The sequence below is a fragment of the Streptomyces sp. DT190 genome, from assembly GCF_049846985.1.
GTDB lineage: Bacteria > Actinomycetota > Actinomycetes > Streptomycetales > Streptomycetaceae > Streptomyces.
Genome location: NZ_JBNCNM010000047.1, coordinates 1 through 17362, shown reverse-complemented (window position 1 = coordinate 17362; position 17362 = coordinate 1). Strand labels below are relative to the sequence as shown.

Annotated in this window: 11 protein-coding genes; 4 read left to right on the top strand and 7 right to left on the bottom strand. The window is 73.3% G+C overall.

Annotated elements, in window-relative coordinates; genetic code table 11:
- Positions 1-164: 164 nt before the first annotated feature.
- A complete protein-coding gene (locus ACPXCS_RS39365; RefSeq protein ID WP_425950823.1) occupies positions 165-1304 on the bottom strand; it encodes an aminoglycoside phosphotransferase family protein in 1140 nt (379 codons plus the stop codon).
- Between the two features lie 233 nt (positions 1305-1537).
- Here ACPXCS_RS39365 and ACPXCS_RS39360 point away from each other — a divergent pair, with 233 nt between their 5' ends.
- A complete protein-coding gene (locus ACPXCS_RS39360) occupies positions 1538-3031 on the top strand; it encodes a hypothetical protein (protein ID WP_425950824.1) in 1494 nt (497 codons plus the stop codon).
- Positions 3032-3036: 5 nt separating this feature from the next.
- On the opposite strand, the gene ACPXCS_RS39355 is transcribed toward ACPXCS_RS39360, so the two are convergent.
- A complete protein-coding gene (locus ACPXCS_RS39355) occupies positions 3037-4446 on the bottom strand; it encodes a PP2C family protein-serine/threonine phosphatase (protein ID WP_425950825.1) in 1410 nt (469 codons plus the stop codon).
- A 272-nt stretch (positions 4447-4718) separates the two neighbouring features.
- Positions 4719-5813, bottom strand: coding sequence for a chemotaxis protein (locus ACPXCS_RS39350; protein ID WP_425950826.1), 1095 nt, complete (start codon positions 5811-5813; stop codon positions 4719-4721).
- Positions 5814-6106: 293 nt separating this feature from the next.
- On the opposite strand from ACPXCS_RS39350, the gene asnB reads away from it, so the two are divergent.
- Positions 6107-7948, top strand: a complete 1842-nt coding sequence (gene asnB / locus ACPXCS_RS39345; RefSeq protein WP_425950827.1) for an asparagine synthase (glutamine-hydrolyzing) — start codon at positions 6107-6109, stop codon at positions 7946-7948.
- Between the two features lie 27 nt (positions 7949-7975).
- Here asnB and ACPXCS_RS39340 read toward each other — a convergent pair whose 3' ends face one another.
- Positions 7976-9547, bottom strand: a complete 1572-nt coding sequence (locus tag ACPXCS_RS39340; RefSeq protein WP_425950828.1) for an alpha/beta hydrolase — start codon at positions 9545-9547, stop codon at positions 7976-7978.
- 259 nt (positions 9548-9806) lie between these two features.
- Here ACPXCS_RS39340 and ACPXCS_RS39335 point away from each other — a divergent pair, with 259 nt between their 5' ends.
- On the top strand, positions 9807-10496 hold the full coding sequence (locus ACPXCS_RS39335) for a chaplin (protein ID WP_425950829.1): 690 nt from the start codon (positions 9807-9809) through the stop codon (positions 10494-10496).
- 68 nt (positions 10497-10564) lie between these two features.
- On the opposite strand, the gene ACPXCS_RS39330 is transcribed toward ACPXCS_RS39335, so the two are convergent.
- The 3 genes from ACPXCS_RS39330 to ACPXCS_RS39320 all read right to left on the bottom strand — a co-directional run bounded on the left by ACPXCS_RS39330 (position 10565) and on the right by ACPXCS_RS39320 (position 16236).
- Positions 10565-11299 (bottom strand): class I SAM-dependent methyltransferase, encoded by a 735-nt coding sequence (locus ACPXCS_RS39330; RefSeq protein WP_425950830.1) that lies wholly within the window; start codon positions 11297-11299, stop codon positions 10565-10567.
- 6 nt (positions 11300-11305) lie between these two features.
- The gene (locus ACPXCS_RS39325) at positions 11306-15613 is read right to left on the bottom strand and encodes an aminotransferase class I/II-fold pyridoxal phosphate-dependent enzyme (RefSeq protein WP_425950831.1); all 4308 of its coding nucleotides are present in this window, start codon (positions 15611-15613) and stop codon (positions 11306-11308) included.
- A 137-nt stretch (positions 15614-15750) separates the two neighbouring features.
- Complete coding sequence (locus ACPXCS_RS39320; RefSeq protein ID WP_425950842.1) at positions 15751-16236, bottom strand: nucleoside deaminase; 486 nt, start codon at positions 16234-16236, stop codon at positions 15751-15753.
- 144 nt (positions 16237-16380) lie between these two features.
- Between ACPXCS_RS39320 and ACPXCS_RS39315 the strand changes: the two genes are divergently transcribed.
- Positions 16381-17157 carry a GNAT family N-acetyltransferase gene (locus tag ACPXCS_RS39315; protein ID WP_425950832.1) on the top strand — a complete coding sequence of 259 codons (777 nt, stop codon included), beginning with the start codon at positions 16381-16383 and terminating at the stop codon, positions 17155-17157.
- The last annotated feature ends 205 nt before the right edge of the window (positions 17158-17362 follow it).

The window sequence follows — 17362 nt, the reverse complement described above, 5'->3', positions numbered from 1 at the left end:
GAAGACGCAGACGAGGACGCAGACGAGGACGAGGACGCAAGCCGGACAACGGCCAGGCACCCACCGACGCTACCCCCCCCGCCCCCCCCCCCCCCCCCCCCCCCCCCCCCCCCCCCCCGGCGGGCCCCCCCCCCCCCCCCCCCCCCCCGGCCGCTTGGTCCCCGTCAGCGAGTGCCGACCGCCGCGCGCACGGCCCGCCGGGCCAACTGGCAGTCGTCGTGCAGCCGCCGCAGCAGCAGCCGCTGCTCCTCGCCGGACGGCGCAGCACCAGGATGGGCCGGGCCCGGTGACGCCGGTGCCGCGTCGTGCATCGAACGCTGCACGGCTGTCTCGTAGGTCCGGATCTCGCGCGTCAGCACCAGCATCAGGTTCACCAGGAAGGCGTCCCTGGACGCCGGGCCCGCCGACTGCGCGAGCTGACTGATCTGCCGGCGCGCGACCGGTGCGTCCCCGAGCACCGACCACAGCGTCGCCAGGTCGTAACCCGGCAGGTACCAGCCCGCGTGCTCCCAGTCCACCAGCACTGGACCGGCCGGTGACAGGAGCAGGTTGGACAGCAGTGCGTCGCCGTGGCAGAACTGGCCCATGCCCTGCCGTCCGGCGGCCTGCGCGATGCCGTGCAGCAGCTTCTGCAGGTCACCCAGGTCGCGGTCGGTGAGCAGGCCCAGCTCGTGGTACCGGGCGATCCGGGCCGCGTAGTCCAGCGGGGCGTCGAACGTGCCCGCCGGGGGCCGCCAGGCGTTCAGCCGGCAGATCGCGCCCAGTGCCGCCCTGATGTCCGCCCGGGGCGGTGCCTCGGCCGGGTGCCGCTGGAGTGCCGCCACCCTGCCGGGCATGCGCTCGATCACGAGGGTGCAGTTGTCCGGGTCCGCCGCGATCAGTCTCGGCGCCCGCACGGGAGGGCGGTGCCGGACGAACGAGCGGTACGCCGCTATCTCGTGGCGGATCCGCTCGGACCAGGCGGGGGAGTGGTCCAGTAAACACTTGGCGACGGCCGAACTGCGACCGGTCGTACCGACCAGCAGCACGGACCGGCCGGTGCGGCGCAGCACCTGCACCGGGGCGAACTCCGGGCAGATGCGGTGCACCGACGCGATGGCCGTGCGCAGCTGCGCGCCCTGGGGGCCGGACAAGTCGAGTCTCCCGCTGAGCGGTTGGGTGCCGAGTACCGCGCCGCGCCGAGCCCTGCCCGCGCCGAGCACGGGGGCCGCCGGCCGCGCGGGGGCGAGGTAGGGGCCGCTGTCCGTGGGACGGGGGTGGAGCGACCGGGGCGGTGCGGACACGGAGGACGATGCTGCGTACATGGGCGAGACAGATCCCTTCGTGTGCCTGCGACGACAGCGCTGACCCGGCCCGGAAGCCCGGAAGCACCCTGGGGAATGTCCCTGCGGCGACCGGGTCGGGGTGGCGCGTTCCTACCTGACACCGGATGGCCGGTGGCACACCATCTGGCGCACCCTGGCGAACCCTGGCGAATAGTCGCCCGGCAAGTCTCCCCGGGCTACTGTCAACTCAGCCGAGAACCTGGGGGCTTGACGTGAGCGGACAACCCAACACCCGGCTCGCGGACCTGTTCGGCCTGGCCGGCTGGTCCAAGGGCGAACTCGCGAGGCTGGTCAACCGGCAGGCGGCGGCCATGGGCCATCCCCAGCTGTCGACCGACACCTCCCGGGTGCGTCGCTGGATCGACATGGGAGAGATCCCGCGCGATCCGGTGCCGCGGGTGCTGGCTGCCCTGTTCACCGAGCGTCTCGGCCGTGTCGTGACCATCGAGGACCTCGGTCTGGTCCGGCACGGGCGTGCGGGGAAACGGCAGGGCGGCGGGAGTCCGGAGGCTCCCGACGGTGTGCCGTGGGCGCCCGAGCGGACGGCTGCGGTCCTCACCGAATTCACGGGAATGGACCTCATGCTCAACCGACGCGGCTTGGTGGGCGCGGGCGCCGCGCTCGCCGCGGGATCCGCACTCAGCAGCGCCATGTACGACTGGCTGCACACCGACCCTGCCCTGGCTGCCGACGCCCCCGACCTCGACCATCCCCTGCACGCCGACCCCGCTGGGTTCGACCGCTACGAGGCCGCCCCCATCGGGTCGCAGGAGATCGAGGAACTGGAGCGCTCGGTCGAGGTGTTCCGCGCCTGGGACGCGGCCCGCGGCGGCGGGCTCCAGCGCAAGGCCGTGGTGGGCCAGCTCAACGAGGTGGGCGGCATGCTCGCCTACCGTCACCCACCCCATCTCCAGCGGCGCCTGTGGGGCGTCGCCGCCAACCTGGCCGTCCTCGCGGGCTGGATGTCGCACGACGTCGGCCTGGAGCCCACGGCGCAGAAGTACTTCGTCATCGCCGCGCACGCGGCCAGAGAGGGCGGGGACCGGCCCCGCGCGGGCGAGGCGCTCTCCCGGGCGGCCCGCCAGATGGTGCACCTGGGCCGGCCGGACGACGCCCTGGACCTGATGAAGCTCGCCACGTCCGGCTCGGGCGACGAGGTGCTGCCCCGCACCCGGGCGATGCTCTACACGATCGAGGCCTGGGCGCAGGCCTCCATGGGCAAGGGCCAGGCCATGCGCCGCACGCTCGGCCGGGCGGAGGACCTGTTCGTCTCCGACAAGGCCGACGTCCCCCCGCCGGACTGGATGCAGACCTTCAAGGAGGAGGACCTGTACGGCATGCAGGCCCTGGCCTACCGCACGCTCGCCGAGTTCGAGCCGGGCGCGGCCGCGCATGCCCAGCACTACGCGGAGAAGGCCCTGGCCCTGCGCGTCGACGGCCGGCAGCGCTCGAAGATCTTCGACTACCTGTCGATGGCCTCGGCCTGCTTCATCGCCGACGACCCCGAACAGGCCGACCGCTACGCCCGGTTGGCGCTGGTGTCGATGGGATCCAACTCCTCCCACCGCACCTGGGACCGGCTGCGCCAGATGTACCGGCTCACCGCCCAGTACTCGGGCTACCCGAGGATCCAGGAGCTGCGGGAGGAGATCAAGCTGGCCCTGCCGAAGACGAAGGGCAGGGGCGGCGCCGGCGCACCCGCCTGAGGTCTCTAGGACGTGACTCTGGCGACGAGCACGCAGGCGTTGTCCTCGCGCTCGCTCGTACCGAACTCCTCGACGACGGCCCGTACGCAGTCCTCCGCGTCGGCGGATCCCGACAGGCGCGGCGCCAGGTCGAGCAGGAGATGAGCGGCGGCCGCTCCGGTGTGCCCGGGCACCAGCCCGTCGGTGTGCAGGAGCAGCAGGTCGCCCGCTTCGAGCGTCTCCTCGGCCTGCCCGTAGACGGCTCCCGAGGTGGCGCCGAGCAGGACGCCGTCCGGGGCGTCCAGGACACGCCCCGTCCCGTTGCGGAACAGCAGCGGGGCGGGGTGTCCGGCCTGCGCCCACACCAGCGTGCGGGTATCGGGGTGGTAGCGGCAGCAGACGGCGCTGCCGAGGGCGGGCTGCACGGTGGCGTCCAGTAACTGGTTGAGCCAGGCCATCAGCCGGCCCGGCGGGGCCCCGGCCATCGCCATGCCACGCACGGCACCGAGCAGCATGGTCATGTTCGACGTCACGCCGACCCCCTGCCCGGTCAGGTCGCCGACGCTCAACAGCGTGTCCCCGTCGGTCAGTTCGAGCGCGTCGTACCAGTCGCCGCCGATCAGGGTGCGTGTGGCCGCCGGCAGGCACCGGGCCGCGAGGTCCAGGCTCCGCGGGCCCCGGCGCGGGAGCCGCAGGGAGCCGCGCCACGGCGGCAGCACGGCCTCCTGCAGCTCGACCGCGAGCCGGTGCTCGGTGCGCGCGGCCTCGGACTGCCGGTGGAGCGAGTCACGGGTCTCGCTCACCGCCCGCTGACTGCGGCGCAGTTCGCTGACGTCGCGCAGCACGGCCCACATCGAGGCGGTGCTCCCGTCGGTGTCGAGCACCGGTTCGCCCATCATGTGCACGGTCCGGACGTCTCCGTCGGGGCGTGCGATGCGGAACTCGCCGTCGATGGGCCGGGCGTCGACCAGGCAGTCGGTGACCATCGAGGTCAGTCCGGGCCGGTCCTCGTCGAGCACCAGGGAGGGCAGCTCGTCGAGGGTGAGCGGGGGACCGGCGGGGTCGCGGCCCAGGATCTGGTACAGCTCACCCGACCAACTGGCCTCGTCCGTCAGGAGGTTCCATTCGGCACTGCCGACCCGGCTGAGCAGCGAGCCCCGCGCGGGCGTGGCGGGTTCCGGGACGCGTGCCGTGGGGAGGGGGCCGTCCCGCAGCTGGGCGAGGTGCTCGTCGAGGTCGTCGAGCTGGTGCAGCGCCAGGTCGCACAGGGCGCGCTGCCAGCGTCCGCGGGGGTGGTCCGCCTCGTCGCCCTCCGCGTCGCGGCGGACCGCGTCCACGTCGCCCTTGAGCCGCCGCGCCTGTGAGATGAGCGCGTCGACCGAGCCGCGTCCGGGCGGCTGGGCGGCGGGGCGGTCCGCGGAGAGGTGGGACGGCATGACGCACTCCGATGCGGGACGGTACGACCAAGGCGGACGGAGGGACCGTTACGACTGTCGCACAGCCCGCGACGCCCTGTAAGGGATTTGGCACCACACGATACGGTGGTGCTTCTGGCATATGCCACCGTCTCGCCGAGTTACTCCGGGGTAGTTGGGGGGCGTGTCACTCGGAGTGCCAAGTCGTAGCGTACACAGGGCACTTGACGCCCCGTCGGGGTGACGGCGCAGTCCCCTCAGGTGTTCGACGGCCGGGTGTTCGAGTCCCTGTCTCAGTACCGCAGGACCCCGGCGATCCCGTCCGCCTCGCCCAGCGCTCCGTCCGGGACGAAACGGACGTCGGCCCCCGTCTCCAGGCACTGCTCGACGATCTCGTCCACGATGTCCTCGCGCGAGTCGAGGTCGTCGCTGTCGGCCAGGATCAGGTGGTCGCCGGCGTCGCGGACGGTGACGCGGTAGTTCTCCTCGACGGCCAGCAGCCGCACGCGGCCGTCCCGGGCGCTCTGCCACAGCTCGTCCACACCGGCCGCGAACGCCCGTCGCCCGCGGGCCGTTTCGAGGGCCCGGGCCACGGCCTCCGTGCTGCTGCGGGCCTCGGCCTCCAGCACCGGACGCAGGGCCTGCCACACGGCGTCGGGCGTGCCGTGCGCGAGCCCGCCGTGCGGGACGCGCACCGCCTCCCGGGTGGCGCTGCCCGCCTCGTCCAGCAGGGACAGGGCGGCCGGTTCGCCGGTGACGTAGAGCCGGCGTGGATGGTCGCGCAGGACGGCGCCCATGGCGGTGTCGGTCTCGCGCAGGAACTGGCGGGTGCGCTCCTCGCGGAAGGCGCTCGGCTGGTCGCCGATCCGCTGCTGCCGCTCGGGGTCGAAGTTCTCCACGCGCCGGGTCAGCGGGAAGCCGCCCAGGCGGGCCTCCCGGACGCGGTCGACGCCGCCGTTCCACAGGGTGGCGCGATCGGCGGCGAGCGACAGGGCCCAGAAGGGCCGCCCGGCGGTGTGGGCCGAGACGAGGTTGCGGGTCAGGAAGGTGTCCGAGAGGACCACGCGTTCGGGCACGGGCCGGGCCAGCGACCACACCTGGTGCTCGCCGGGGGCCGCGAAGATCGCCAGGCCGTCCTCGGAGTGCGCCAGATCCACCTCGGACAGGGCCCGGTCGAGGTGGGAGGCGACCTCGGCGCGCCGCTCGCGGGTGACCGCCGGGTCCGCCTCGAGTTGCCGTTTGGCCTCGGCCACCGCGTTGCGCAGCCGGACCTGGTCCTGGGCGCTGAAGGGTTCGCGCCGGTGCGTCGGGGTCAGCACGGAGACCGCGGGGTAGGGGCGCGGGCGCCGCAGTGCGGAAAGGGTCGCGGGACTCAGAACGTGCTCCATGACAGCACCATAGAGCCGATTCACCTTTAGGGCATTCGGGGCATCCCGCTCACCCTGACGGGCGCCGTCTCCAGGTGCCGGGCCGGAGTTGGGGAAGTTTTTGCCGCTGGCGGATTTCCGGCGGCGGCGGCCCCGGCGGGGAGCGGCACGCCGGGTATTGCGCGCGCAAAGAACGGCCGATTTCGCGGGGGTGCGGGGGAGCCGGGAGTGGTCGGCGAGTTGACCGCGGCCTGCGGGTGTAACACGCTCGAAATATAGATGGCTAGTACAACGAATTTGCGGGAGGTACGTGTATGTGCGGCATCACCGGCTGGGTCTCCTTCGACCGCGACCTGAGCGCCGAGGCCGCGACCCTGGACGCGATGACCGAGACGATGGCCTGCCGGGGACCCGACGACCGGGGCGTCTGGGCCGAGGGCCCCGCCGGGCTCGGACACCGCAGGCTCGCGATCATCGACCTGCCCGGGGGACGCCAGCCCATGACCGCCGCGACCCCGCACGGCACCGTCGCCCTCGTCTACTCCGGAGAGGCCTACAACTTCACCGAACTGCGCGGCGAGCTCACCGCACGCGGTCACCGCTTCAGCACCGGCTCCGACACCGAGGTCGTCCTGCGCGGCTACCTCGAATGGGGCGACGCCGTCGCCGAACGCCTCAACGGCATGTACGCCTTCGCGGTCTGGGACGGCCGCACCGACCGGCTCGTGCTGATCCGCGACCGCATGGGCATCAAGCCCCTCTACTACCACCCGACCCCGGACGGCGTCCTGTTCGGCTCCGAGCCCAAGGCGATCCTCGCCAACCCGCTGGCCCGGCGCCGTGTCGGCCTCGACGGCCTGCGCGAGCTGTTCACCATGGTCAAGACGCCCGGGCACGCCGTGTGGGACGGCATGCGCGAGGTCGAACCCGGCACCGTCGTCACCGTCGACCGCGCGGGCCTGCGCCGGCGCGTCTACTGGGAGCTGCGCACCCGGCCCCACGAGGACGACCGCGCCACCACGATCACCACCGTCCGCTCCCTCCTCGACGACATCGTGCGCCGCCAGCTCGTCGCCGACGTGCCCCGCTGCACCCTGCTCTCCGGTGGTCTCGACTCCTCCGCCATGACGGCCCTCGCCGCCCGGCGGCTCGCCGCGGACGGGGAGAAGGTCCGCAGCTTCGCCGTCGACTTCGCCGGGCAGGCCGACCACTTCGTCGCCGACGAACTGCGCGGCACCCCGGACACGCCCTTCGTGCACGACGTGGCCCGCGCCTGCGGCACCGACCACCAGGACATCGTGCTCGACCCGGACGCCCTCGCCGACCCCGCCGTACGCGAGAAGGTGATCAGGGCCCGCGACCTCCCGGCCGGCCTCGGCGACATGGACGCCTCCCTGTACCTGCTCTTCAAGGCCATCCGGGAACGCTCCACCGTGGCCCTGTCGGGCGAGTCCGCCGACGAGGTCTTCGGCGGCTACCGGCAGTTCTTCGACGAGGACGCCCGCACGGCCGACACCTTCCCCTGGCTGGTGAGCTTCGGCCGGCACTTCGGCGACGACACCGACGTCCTGCGCCCCGAGCTGGTCAAGGACCTGGACCTGGAGACGTACGTCGCCGACGGCTACCGCTCCGCCGCCGCCGGCGTCCAGCGCCTCGACGGGGAGAGCGACTTCGAGTACCGCATGCGGCGGATCAGCCACCTCCACCTCACCCGGTTCGTGCGGATCCTGCTCGACCGCAAGGACCGCGCCAGCATGGCCGTCGGACTGGAGGTCAGGGTGCCGTTCTGCGACCACCGGCTCGTCGAGTACGTCTACAACGCGCCCTGGGCGCTGAAGTCCTTCGACGGCCGGGAGAAGAGCCTGCTGCGGGAGGCGACCGCGGACCTGATCCCCCGGTCCGTCTACGACCGGGTCAAGAGCCCCTACCCCTCCACCCAGGACCCGCGGTACGCGGTGGCCCTGCGCGAGCAGGCCAAGGAACTCCTCGCCCGGCCGGACCACCCGGTCTTCGGCCTCGTCGACCCCGGGCGGCTGCGCCGGATCGTCCAGCGCGACACGCCCGTCAGCGGCCAGGCGGCGCGGCGCGGCCTGGAGCGGACCCTGGACCTGGCCATGTGGCTGGAGCTGTACGCACCCGAGGTCGCCCTCGGCTGAGGGCACCGGCCCGGGGCCCGCACCGGCTCACTCGGTGTCGTGGTCGGAGCCGCAGGAACTGCCGTCCGGCGGGAGGGTGCCGTACAGCAGGAAGGCGTCGACCTTGCGGTGCACGCACGTGGAGGAGCCGTAGCCGGTGTGGCCCTCGCCCCGGTTGTCGAGCACCACGGCGGACGACCCGAGCCGCTTCGCCGTCTCCACGGTCCAGCGGTACGGGGTGGCCGGGTCGCCCCGGGTGCCGACCAGCAGCATGCGCGGCGTGTCGACGTCCTTGACCTCGTCGCGGATGTAGTCGGTGCCCTTGGGGCGGCCGTAGCACATCAGGACCTGCGTGAGCCGGTACGGGCCGAAGACCGGTGACGCCTGCTCGTAGCGGGCGCGCAGCCGGCCGAGGTCCCGGGTGACCTGCGCGGCGGCGGGGCGGTCGGGATCGTCCGCGCAGTTGACCGCCATCAGCGCCGCCGGCAGGTTGTCCAGGGGCACGTCCTCCGGGTCGGTGAGCGCCCGGTGGGCCCGCCCCACCGGCGGCAGGGCGACCCCGCCGTACAGGAAGGCCTCCAGGCCGCTCGTGTCGCCCTCCTCCAGCAGCCGGGCGACGGCCCGCTGGAGCGAGGGCCACAGCTCCCGGCTGTAGAGGCCCTGCCCGAGGGCGCCGGCGAAGTCCTGACCGGAGAACGCCTCGCCGAAGTCCGTCGGCACCGGGTTCTCGTCGAGCGACTCCACGACCTCCACGACGTGCTCCTGCGCCTCGCGCGCGTTCTGCCCGAACGGGCACGCGATGTCCTCGGTGCACCAGGCCAGGAAGTTCTCCAGCGCGGTCTGCTGTCCCCGCGCGCTCACCACGCCCTGTTCGGCCAGCGGCTCGGTCAGTGTGTCGACCCCGTCCAGCACCATGCGGCCGACCTTCTCGGGGAACTGCGCCGCGTACACCGCGCCGAGCCGGCTGCCGTAGGAGAAGCCCAGGTAGTTGAGCTTGTCGTCACCGAGCGCGTCACGTATGACGTCCAGGTCGCGGGCGGCGTCCACCGTGCCGATGTGGGGCAGGACCGGGCCGGAGTGCTCGGCGCACTCCGCCGCCGCCTCGCGCAGCTTCTCCAGCACCGCCTGCGGGTCGGCCACGTCCGCGTTGCCGTCGGTCGCGTCCAGGGCGTCGTCGGAGGCGTTCCCGCAGCTGACCGGCGAGGAGCGGCCGACGCCGCGGGGGTCGAAGGAGACCACGTCGTAGCCGTCGGTCAGGTCCATGAACTCCTTGCCGGCGAGCGCGAGCTGGCCCACACCCTGGCCGCCGGGGCCGCCGAAGTTCAGCAGCACCGAGCCCCGGGAGGCGCCGGTGGCCCGGTAGCGGGCCACGGCCAGGTCGAGCGTCCCCCGCTCCGGGTGGTCGTGGTCGAGCGGGACGGTGACCTTGCCGCACTGCAGGTCCTTCGGCATGTCCGGTCCCGCGCAGGTGGACCACGTGACCTTCTGGTCGTAGAAGCGCGCCGGGCCGGGCGGGGGGTCGGCGGCGGCCGGCAGCCCCGCACCCAGCAGGGCCAGTCCGGCCAGGCCGGCGACCGTGCAGCGCCGCATCGAACGGCGCGTGGACAGCTTGGCCAGCATCGATGCCTCCAGGGGCGCCCGACGGCGCCCTCGCCCACGATAGGCGGGCCCCGTCAGGCGCGCCTCCGGACGGGCGGGGCCGCTGGAAGGGGCTTATCCTGCGCGGTTTCCTCGCGCATACGAAGGGCTTTACCGCTCGTTCGACAACCGGGCCGCTCGATGGAGTGAAAGGCCGATGAGCCATAACTCCTACCGGGCGGCACGCGTTCTCTCTCATGCGGGTGAGTGCCCGCGACGATGTCTGGAAGGCAGGGAACCTATGAAGCGGGTCACCCGAAACGGTGTGATCGCCGTCGCCGCCGCCTCGGGCGCGATGGCCATGACCGTCCCCGCGTACGCCGGTTCCGGGGCGGACGGCACGGCTGCCGGTTCGCCCGGGGTGGTCTCCGGCAACAGCGTCCAGCTGCCGGTGCACGTGCCGGTGAACGTGTGCGGCAACACCGTGAACGTGGTGGGGCTGCTGAACCCCGCCGCGGGCAACGCCTGCGCGAACGAGGACGGACGGGCCGCCGAGCGCCCGGGCCGCTCCGGTGGCGCCGTCGCCGAGGGCCGGGGAAAGGATTCGCCGGGCGTGGTCTCCGGCAACGGCGTCCAGCTGCCGGTCGAGCTCCCCGTCAACGTCACCGGCAACACGGTGGACGTGGTCGGCATCGGCAACCCCGCGACCGGCAACGAGTCCTCGAACACGCCCGGCGAGCGCCCGGTCCGGCCCCACCACCCGGCGGACCCGGACCCTGAGCCGGACCCGGAGCCGTCCGCCCCGCCGCGCACGCGCCCGGCCGCGGAGCCGGTCCGGCACACCGTCCCGCAGCAGGCCCGGGGCGCCCTCGCCCACACGGGCGCGGACCACACCCTCCACACCGTCGCCGCGAGCGCGGCGCTGGTGCTCGGGGGAGTGGTCCTGCGCCGGCGTCTCCGCCCGGGCGGGAACACCGAGACGAACAGCTGAGGACGGGCCGGGTCCGGCTGGTCCCACCGGGAACGGCCCGGTCCCTCCCCAGGCGACCCTCCGGCCCGTCAGGCCGCTTCCGCCACCCCCGTCAGCAGCACCATCCCCGAGTCGCCGTAGTCCGGCAGGGTCGGGTCCGTGTCGATGTGGGTGAGGGTCAGCTCACGGGTCAGGGGCGTGAAGACCTCGGTGATCGTCGCCGGGTCGACCGGGCAGCCGGGCCAGCGCGAGGCCGGGCCGATGCGGTAGGTCGGCATGTTCTCCATGAACGCGGCGACCAGGTGGCCGCCGGGGGCGACCGCGCGCACGAAGGCCCGGCAGAAGTCGGCGAACTCGGTGAAGTCCTCCGTCACGCTCTCCGCGACGAAGTGCATGGAACCCAGTTCGTAGCGGCCCGGCGGCAGGGCCCGGACATCGGCGTGGACGATGTTCACGGGGGCCAGCGCCCCGGCCAGCGTCGCCGGAACCCGGGGATCGAGCCGCCGGCACAGCGCGTGGAACGGGAGCCAGCTCGCGTCGAGCCGGTGGCAGATCTGGTCCTGGAGGTAGGCGACGTTGCCCGCCCCCGCCTCCACGGCGTCGATCCTGCGGCACGCGGCCGACGCCTGCATCAGCGGGTACAGGTTCGGCCCCGCGCCGAACTCCACGGCTCGTTCGATCCCGCCGGCCGGGAGACCCCGGTAGAACGCGGCGTGGTGCGCGATGACCGCCGCGTCCGACGCGTGCACCTCGCGGTAGTTCTCCGCCAGGTAGTCCGCGACCGGCCAGCGGTCCCAGTCCACGTCGTCGTTGTGCGTCGTCATGGCCCTTCAGCCCTTCATCCGCAGCGGGAAGCGTTCGGACAGACGGGTCAGGGTGCCGTTCAGGTGGTCGACGTCCTCGTCGGAGTTGAGCGCCGTGAGCTGGACGCGGAATCCCACCCGGTCACGCGGGACCAGCGGATAGGCGGCCAGTGTCACGTAGATGCCCTCCTCCCACAGGAACGCCGCCACCGCGTCCAGGTCCGCGGGGTTCGCCAGCGGCACCTCCACGATCGGCAGCCGGTCCGTGTTGAGCGTGTACACCCCCATGCCGTCCAGGTGGTCGAGTACCCGCACCGTCTTGCGGTACAGCTCGGCACGGATGACGTCGCCCCGGCGCTCGTTGACGTCCAGGCCCGCCAGCGCGGTGGCCAGGGACGCCGTCGGGGACGGCCCCGAGTACAGGTAGGGGGCCGCCGCCGTCTTCAGCCGGTTCTTCAGCTCCGACGGCAGCGCGAGGAACGCCAGCAGGGACGAGTACGCCTTGGAGAACCCGCCGGCCAGCACGATCCCGTCGTACGACTCCCCGGTGTGCCGCACCACGCAGTTGCCGCGCATGCCGTAGGGGGAGGTCTCGTCCGGCCCGCGCTCCCCGATCACGCCGAAGCCGTGCGCGTCGTCCACGTACAGCGTCGCCCCCTCGGCGCGGCAGACCGCGGCCAGCGCCGGCAGGTCGGGGACGTTGCCGCTCATGCTGTTGACGCCGTCCACGCACACCAGGCGGGGCGTGCCCTTCGGCACCGAGGCCAGCAGGGCCCGCAGCGCGTCGAGCCGCTCGGCGTGGAAGCGGTGCAGGGTGGCGCCCTGCGCGCGGGCCACGACACAGCCGTCGTAGACCGTGCGGTGCGCGGTCGCCTCCACGAACACGTGCCCGTCCTCCGCCAGCGCCGGGATCACCGAGGAGTGCACCAGCGTCAGCGTCGGCAGCAGCAGCGTGTCCGGGGCACCCAGCAGGGCGGCGAGCCGCTCCTCGATGTCGGGGTACAGCCGCGGACTGCCCAGCAGCCGCGACCAGCTGGGGTGGGTGCCCCACCGGCGCACCGCCGGCCCGATCGACTCCATGACCTCCGGATCCCAGTCGAAGCCCAGGTAGTTGCAGGAGGCGAAGTCGATCAGCCACTGGTCGCCGCTGCGGACGTGCCGGCCGCGCACCTCGTCGAAGACGGCGTCGCTCATGGGGCTGGTGCGCCGCAGATGCTCCAGGTCCGCCCAGCGGGCCTCGCGGCGTCCCCGGGCCGCGGCGTCGACCCGCGGCTGCGGGGTCCGGCGCGGTGCGAAGGGACGGGCGCTGGGCTCGCGCAGCACGTGCGCGGTCTGCTCCACCGTCATGGGCCGGGCGAACAGGAAGCCCTGCCCGAACCGGCACCCCATCCCCGCCAGCAGATCCCGCTGGGCGGTGTCCTCGATGCCCTCCGCGATCACCTGCAGGCCCAGCGTGTCGGCGATCCGCACGATGCCCTCGACCAGGGCGACCTGCTGGGCGTCGCGGGCGATGTCGTCGATGAACGACTTGTCGATCTTCAGTACGTCGATGGGGAAGTCCCGCAGGTACCGCAGGGAGGAGAATCCGGTACCGAAATCGTCGACCGCGATGTGCACGCCCAGTTCCTTCAGCGTGTGCAGCACCGTCTGGAGCCGGTCGTCGCGGTGCAGCAGCACCGTCTCCGTCAGCTCCAGCTGCAGTGACCCGGGTTCCAGCCCCGGGGTGCTGAGCGCCTGGCCGACCTGCTCGAGGAAACCGGCGTCCCGGAACTGGCGGGCGGAGACGTTCACACTCACGTAGGGCGGGTGGACGGGCCCCGGCAGCTGCTGCAGGTCCACGATGTCGTTGACCGCGTTCTCCAGCACCCACGCCCCCAGCGGCGCGATGTGCCCGGTCTCCTCGGCCAGGCCGATGAACTGGTCCGGCGAGATGTCCGGCCGCTGCCCGTGCGGCCAGCGGACCAGCGCCTCGAACCCGACGACCTCGCCCGCCGCGATGTCCACGACCGGCTGGTAGCGCAGGTCGAACGCCTTGTCGGCGACCGCCCGGGCCAGCTGGGACTGCAGGTCGTGCCGCTCGACGACGCGGCTGCGCAGCAGCGGCCGGAACCGGCGCCACTGCCGTTTGCCCGCCGACTTCGCCGCGTACAGGGCGAGGTCGGCGTGGCCCAGGAGTTCCTCCGCGTCCGTGCTGTCGTGCGCGGTGGCCACCCCGACGCTCGCGGACATCGTCACCGACTCGTCGGCCAGGTCGAAGGGCCGGCTCAGCGTCTGGATCACCTGGGCCGCGAGGAGCTCGGCGTCGAGGGGCTGCTTGGCGTCCTCCATCAGCACGGCGAACTCGTCACCGCCCAGCCGGGCCGCGGTGTCGGTGCGGCGCAGCGTCCCGGACAGCCGGTTGCCGACCGCCATCAGCAACTGGTCGCCCGTGCGGTGCCCCATCGTGTCGTTGACCAGTTTGAAGTCGTCCAGGTCGATGAAGAGCAGACAGGTCAGCGTCGACTCGCGGCGGCCGCGCAGCAGCGCGCGTTCGATCCGCTCCAGCAGCAGCGTGCGGTTGGGCAGGCCGGTCAGCGAGTCGTGGAAGGCCCGCTGGGTCAGCTCCTGCTCCAGGCGCCGCTGCTCGGTCACGTCCCGCAGGGTCACGACCAGCCCGGACACCGTCCGCTCGTCCCGGAAGTCGCTGCACCGCACCTCCACCTCGACGCGCTCGTCCCGGCGGTGCACCCACCAGTGGTCGTGCCCGGCCCGCGGCCCCTGCTCCCGTACGACGGACAGCTCGCGCGCCGCCCGTTCCCGGTCCTCGGGGTCCACCAGCTCGGGCAGGGGCAGGCCGACGAGTCGGTCGGTACCGAAGACCGAGCGCGCCGAGGGACTGGCGTAGCGGATGGTGTCGTCGTCCTCGACGATCAGGATGACGTCGGAGGTGTTGCGGACGAGGGTGCGGAAGTACGCCTCGTTCTCCCGCCGGACGACCTCCTGGCGCAGGGCGACCCGCTCCATGGCCAGACCGGCGTGCGAGGCCAGGATCTCCAGCGAGCCCGAGGTCTCGCGCAGTCGTTTCTCCGGTGCGGCGACCAGCAGGACGCCGGGGACCGTTCCGGCCGGCCGGTCGGGCTGGATCATGGGGCAGACCAGGACGGACAGCAGACCGTTCACCTCGGCCTTGACCTCCGGGGGGAGGACGGCCGGACTCACCAGGCGCAGACCGCGCCCGCCGAACTCACCGGCGCGCTCCGTCGGCAGCAGCAGGGTCCGGTGCGGTACGTCGGGGCCCATCAGCCGGTCGACGGCCGAACGGCACGACCGGACGATGTCCTCCCGGCGGAAGGCGGAGACCAGCGACGCGGCGGCTCCGCGCAGGGCGAGCTCGCGCGTCACGGCGCGGCGGTGGGCCACGACCATCCCCGCGAGCCGCAGGATCACCAGCAGGAACAGCACCCCCGAGAAGCCGGCGATCACCGCGGCGTCCCGGGTCTGGTTGCTCAGCCCCTCCCACAGCAGGATCCCCGGCGCGATCAGGGTGACCAGGGCGAGCACCACCAGCCGGCGCGGTGGCGGCAGCAGGGACTCGCGCTGGGGCAGGGAGGCGGTCAGTTCGACCATGGAGGGGTGCAGCGCGGCCAGGCCCCAGGCCGTGTAGAAGGCGACCCAGCCCAGGTCCAGCAGGCTGCCCGTCTGCCACACGTCGTTCAACTGCAGCAGCCCGTAGGCGATGTCGGTGACGAGGAGGGTCACCGTGCCGAGGACCAGCAGGCGTACGGCGTGGTTGGAGCCGTCGATCGGGCTGGGGGTGAGCAGCCGGGCCAGCAGCGCCAGGACGAGGATGTCCCCCAGGGGATAGGCGATGCTGATGGCCCGCTGCTGCCAGGTCAGGCCCTCCACCGTCGTCAGCGGCTGCACCAGGTACACCCACACCGGCAGGGCGAGTCCGGCGGTGACGATCAGCGCGTCGAGCAGGCTCGGCAGGTCGCGGTCGGCCCACCGGTGGCGCACGAGCCCCGACAGGCCGATCGCGAAGAGCGGGTACATGGCGAGGTAGCAGGCGTCGGCCGGGGACGGGAACGGGTTGGAGACCCCCAGGTACTGCTCCATCACGAAGTAGTACGTGTCGCCCGCGATGAAGGAGAGCAGCCCGGCGGCCAGCACCCACCAGGGCCAGCGGTGGGCGGGCCGGTACACGTGCGTGCCGATGAGGATGGCGACGACACCGGCCAGCCCCATGACGGCCCACATCGCAGGCGCCACCACCGGGACGGTCATGTACACCACTGTGACGGCCGCGACCAGGGCGATATAGACGAACGTGAGCAGCCGTCTGGCCTGCGAGGTCATGCGCCTCCCCCCGTCGGGGAGACCGAGGTGGTCCGGTGCATTCGATCGTAGGTGCGCCGGAGCGGCCCTGCATCTCGGCACCGGTCCCGCCGCCGGGCGGGGGAGGGGCGCGCGAGCCCCGGTGTGTGCCGCCGTCCTCAGCCGCGTCCGCGGTGGAAGCGCACGTGCAGCTCCCGCACCCGGTCCCCGAGTTCGGGCACGGGGCCGTCCACGACCACGTCCGGTGCGATCTCGCGGACGGGCAGGGGCCGGACCGGCGCGGCGGGTACTCCCAACTCGCCGAGCCACGAGACGAGTTGTTCCGACGAGGCGACGTAGACGATGCGGCCGAGGCCGACCCAGGCGTGCGCGGCCGCGCACATCGGGCAGTGTTCGCCCGAGGTGTAGACGGTGGCGGCCGCCCGCTCCCCGGGCGTGAGGTGGGCGGCGGACCAGCGGGCGAGCTCGAACTCGGGGTGGCGGGTGCGGTCACCGGAGGCCACCCGGTTGTGGTCCTCGCCGAGGACCGTGCCGTCCCCGCCCACCAGGACCGAGCCGAACGGCTCGTCCCCGGCGTCGAGTGCCTCGGCGGCGAGCTCCACGCAGCGGCGCAGGTACGGCAGTTCCGAGTCCTGGACGACCATGGTGCGGGGCTCCTCACGTCGTGGCCTGATCATCAGGACCTTAGCGCCGGGTCGCACGGCGGGAGGAAGGGCGCGGCCGTCACGGCCGGGGCCGCACCGGAAAAACGCGTTGCCCGGCCGGCGGGCCGGTGCTGGGATGCCCGTATGGATCATGCCGCGCTGCTCGCCCTGTTCGACCGTGACCTGCGTGAGGGGGCGCGGCCGGACGGTCCCGGCGCCCGGGTCGAGCGGACCGGCGGTGTCGTCCGCCAGACCTGCACCGTCCAGGGCTGGAACGGCGTCCTGTGGTCCGCGCTCGACGAGGACACCGCCGACGCGGCCATCGCCCGGCAGGTCGGCCACTACACCGGGCTCGGCCTGCGGTTCGAGTGGAAGCTCTACGGACACGACCGGCCCGCGGACCTCGGGCAGCGGCTGCGGGCGGCCGGCTTCACGCCCGGACCGCCGGAGACGCTGATGATCGGCGAGATCTCCCGCCTGGACCTCGACGCCCGGCCGCCGCGGGGCGTCCGCTTGGTGCCGGTCACCGACGCGCACGGCGTCGGACTCGTCACCGACGTCCACGAGAGGGCGTTCGCAGCGGACAGTTCCTGGCTGCGCCGGGAACTGCTCGCCCGGCTCGCGGCCGGCCCGGACACTCCGGTCGCCGTCGTGGCGGTGGCCGGCGGCGAACCGGTCGGCGCCGGCCGGGCGGAGCTGGTGCCGGGCACACCGTTCGCCGGGTTGTGGGGCGGCGGCATCGTCCCGGAATGGCGCGGGCGCGGCATCTACCGCGCCCTCGTGGCCCACCGCGCCCACGCCGCCGCGGCCCGGGGACACGACCTCCTCCAGGTGGACGCCTCCGACCGGAGCCGCCCCATCCTGGAACGCCTGGGTTTCGCGCCGCTGACTTCCACCACGCCGTACGTCCACACCCCGTGACCGCCGCTGCCCCCGGCGCGGCCGCGCGGTCCGGCCGCCGCGCCGGGCCCGGGACGCAGGAGGGCCGGTCCCCCACTCGGCACCGGCCCCTGCTCGCGTCCAGCGGTGCATACGGACGACGGACACGACCTAGGTGTATTGACCCGGAGCGTTGTTCACGCGGCTGATCGGTGGCTTGCCGCCGAGTGCGGTGTGGCAGCGGTGG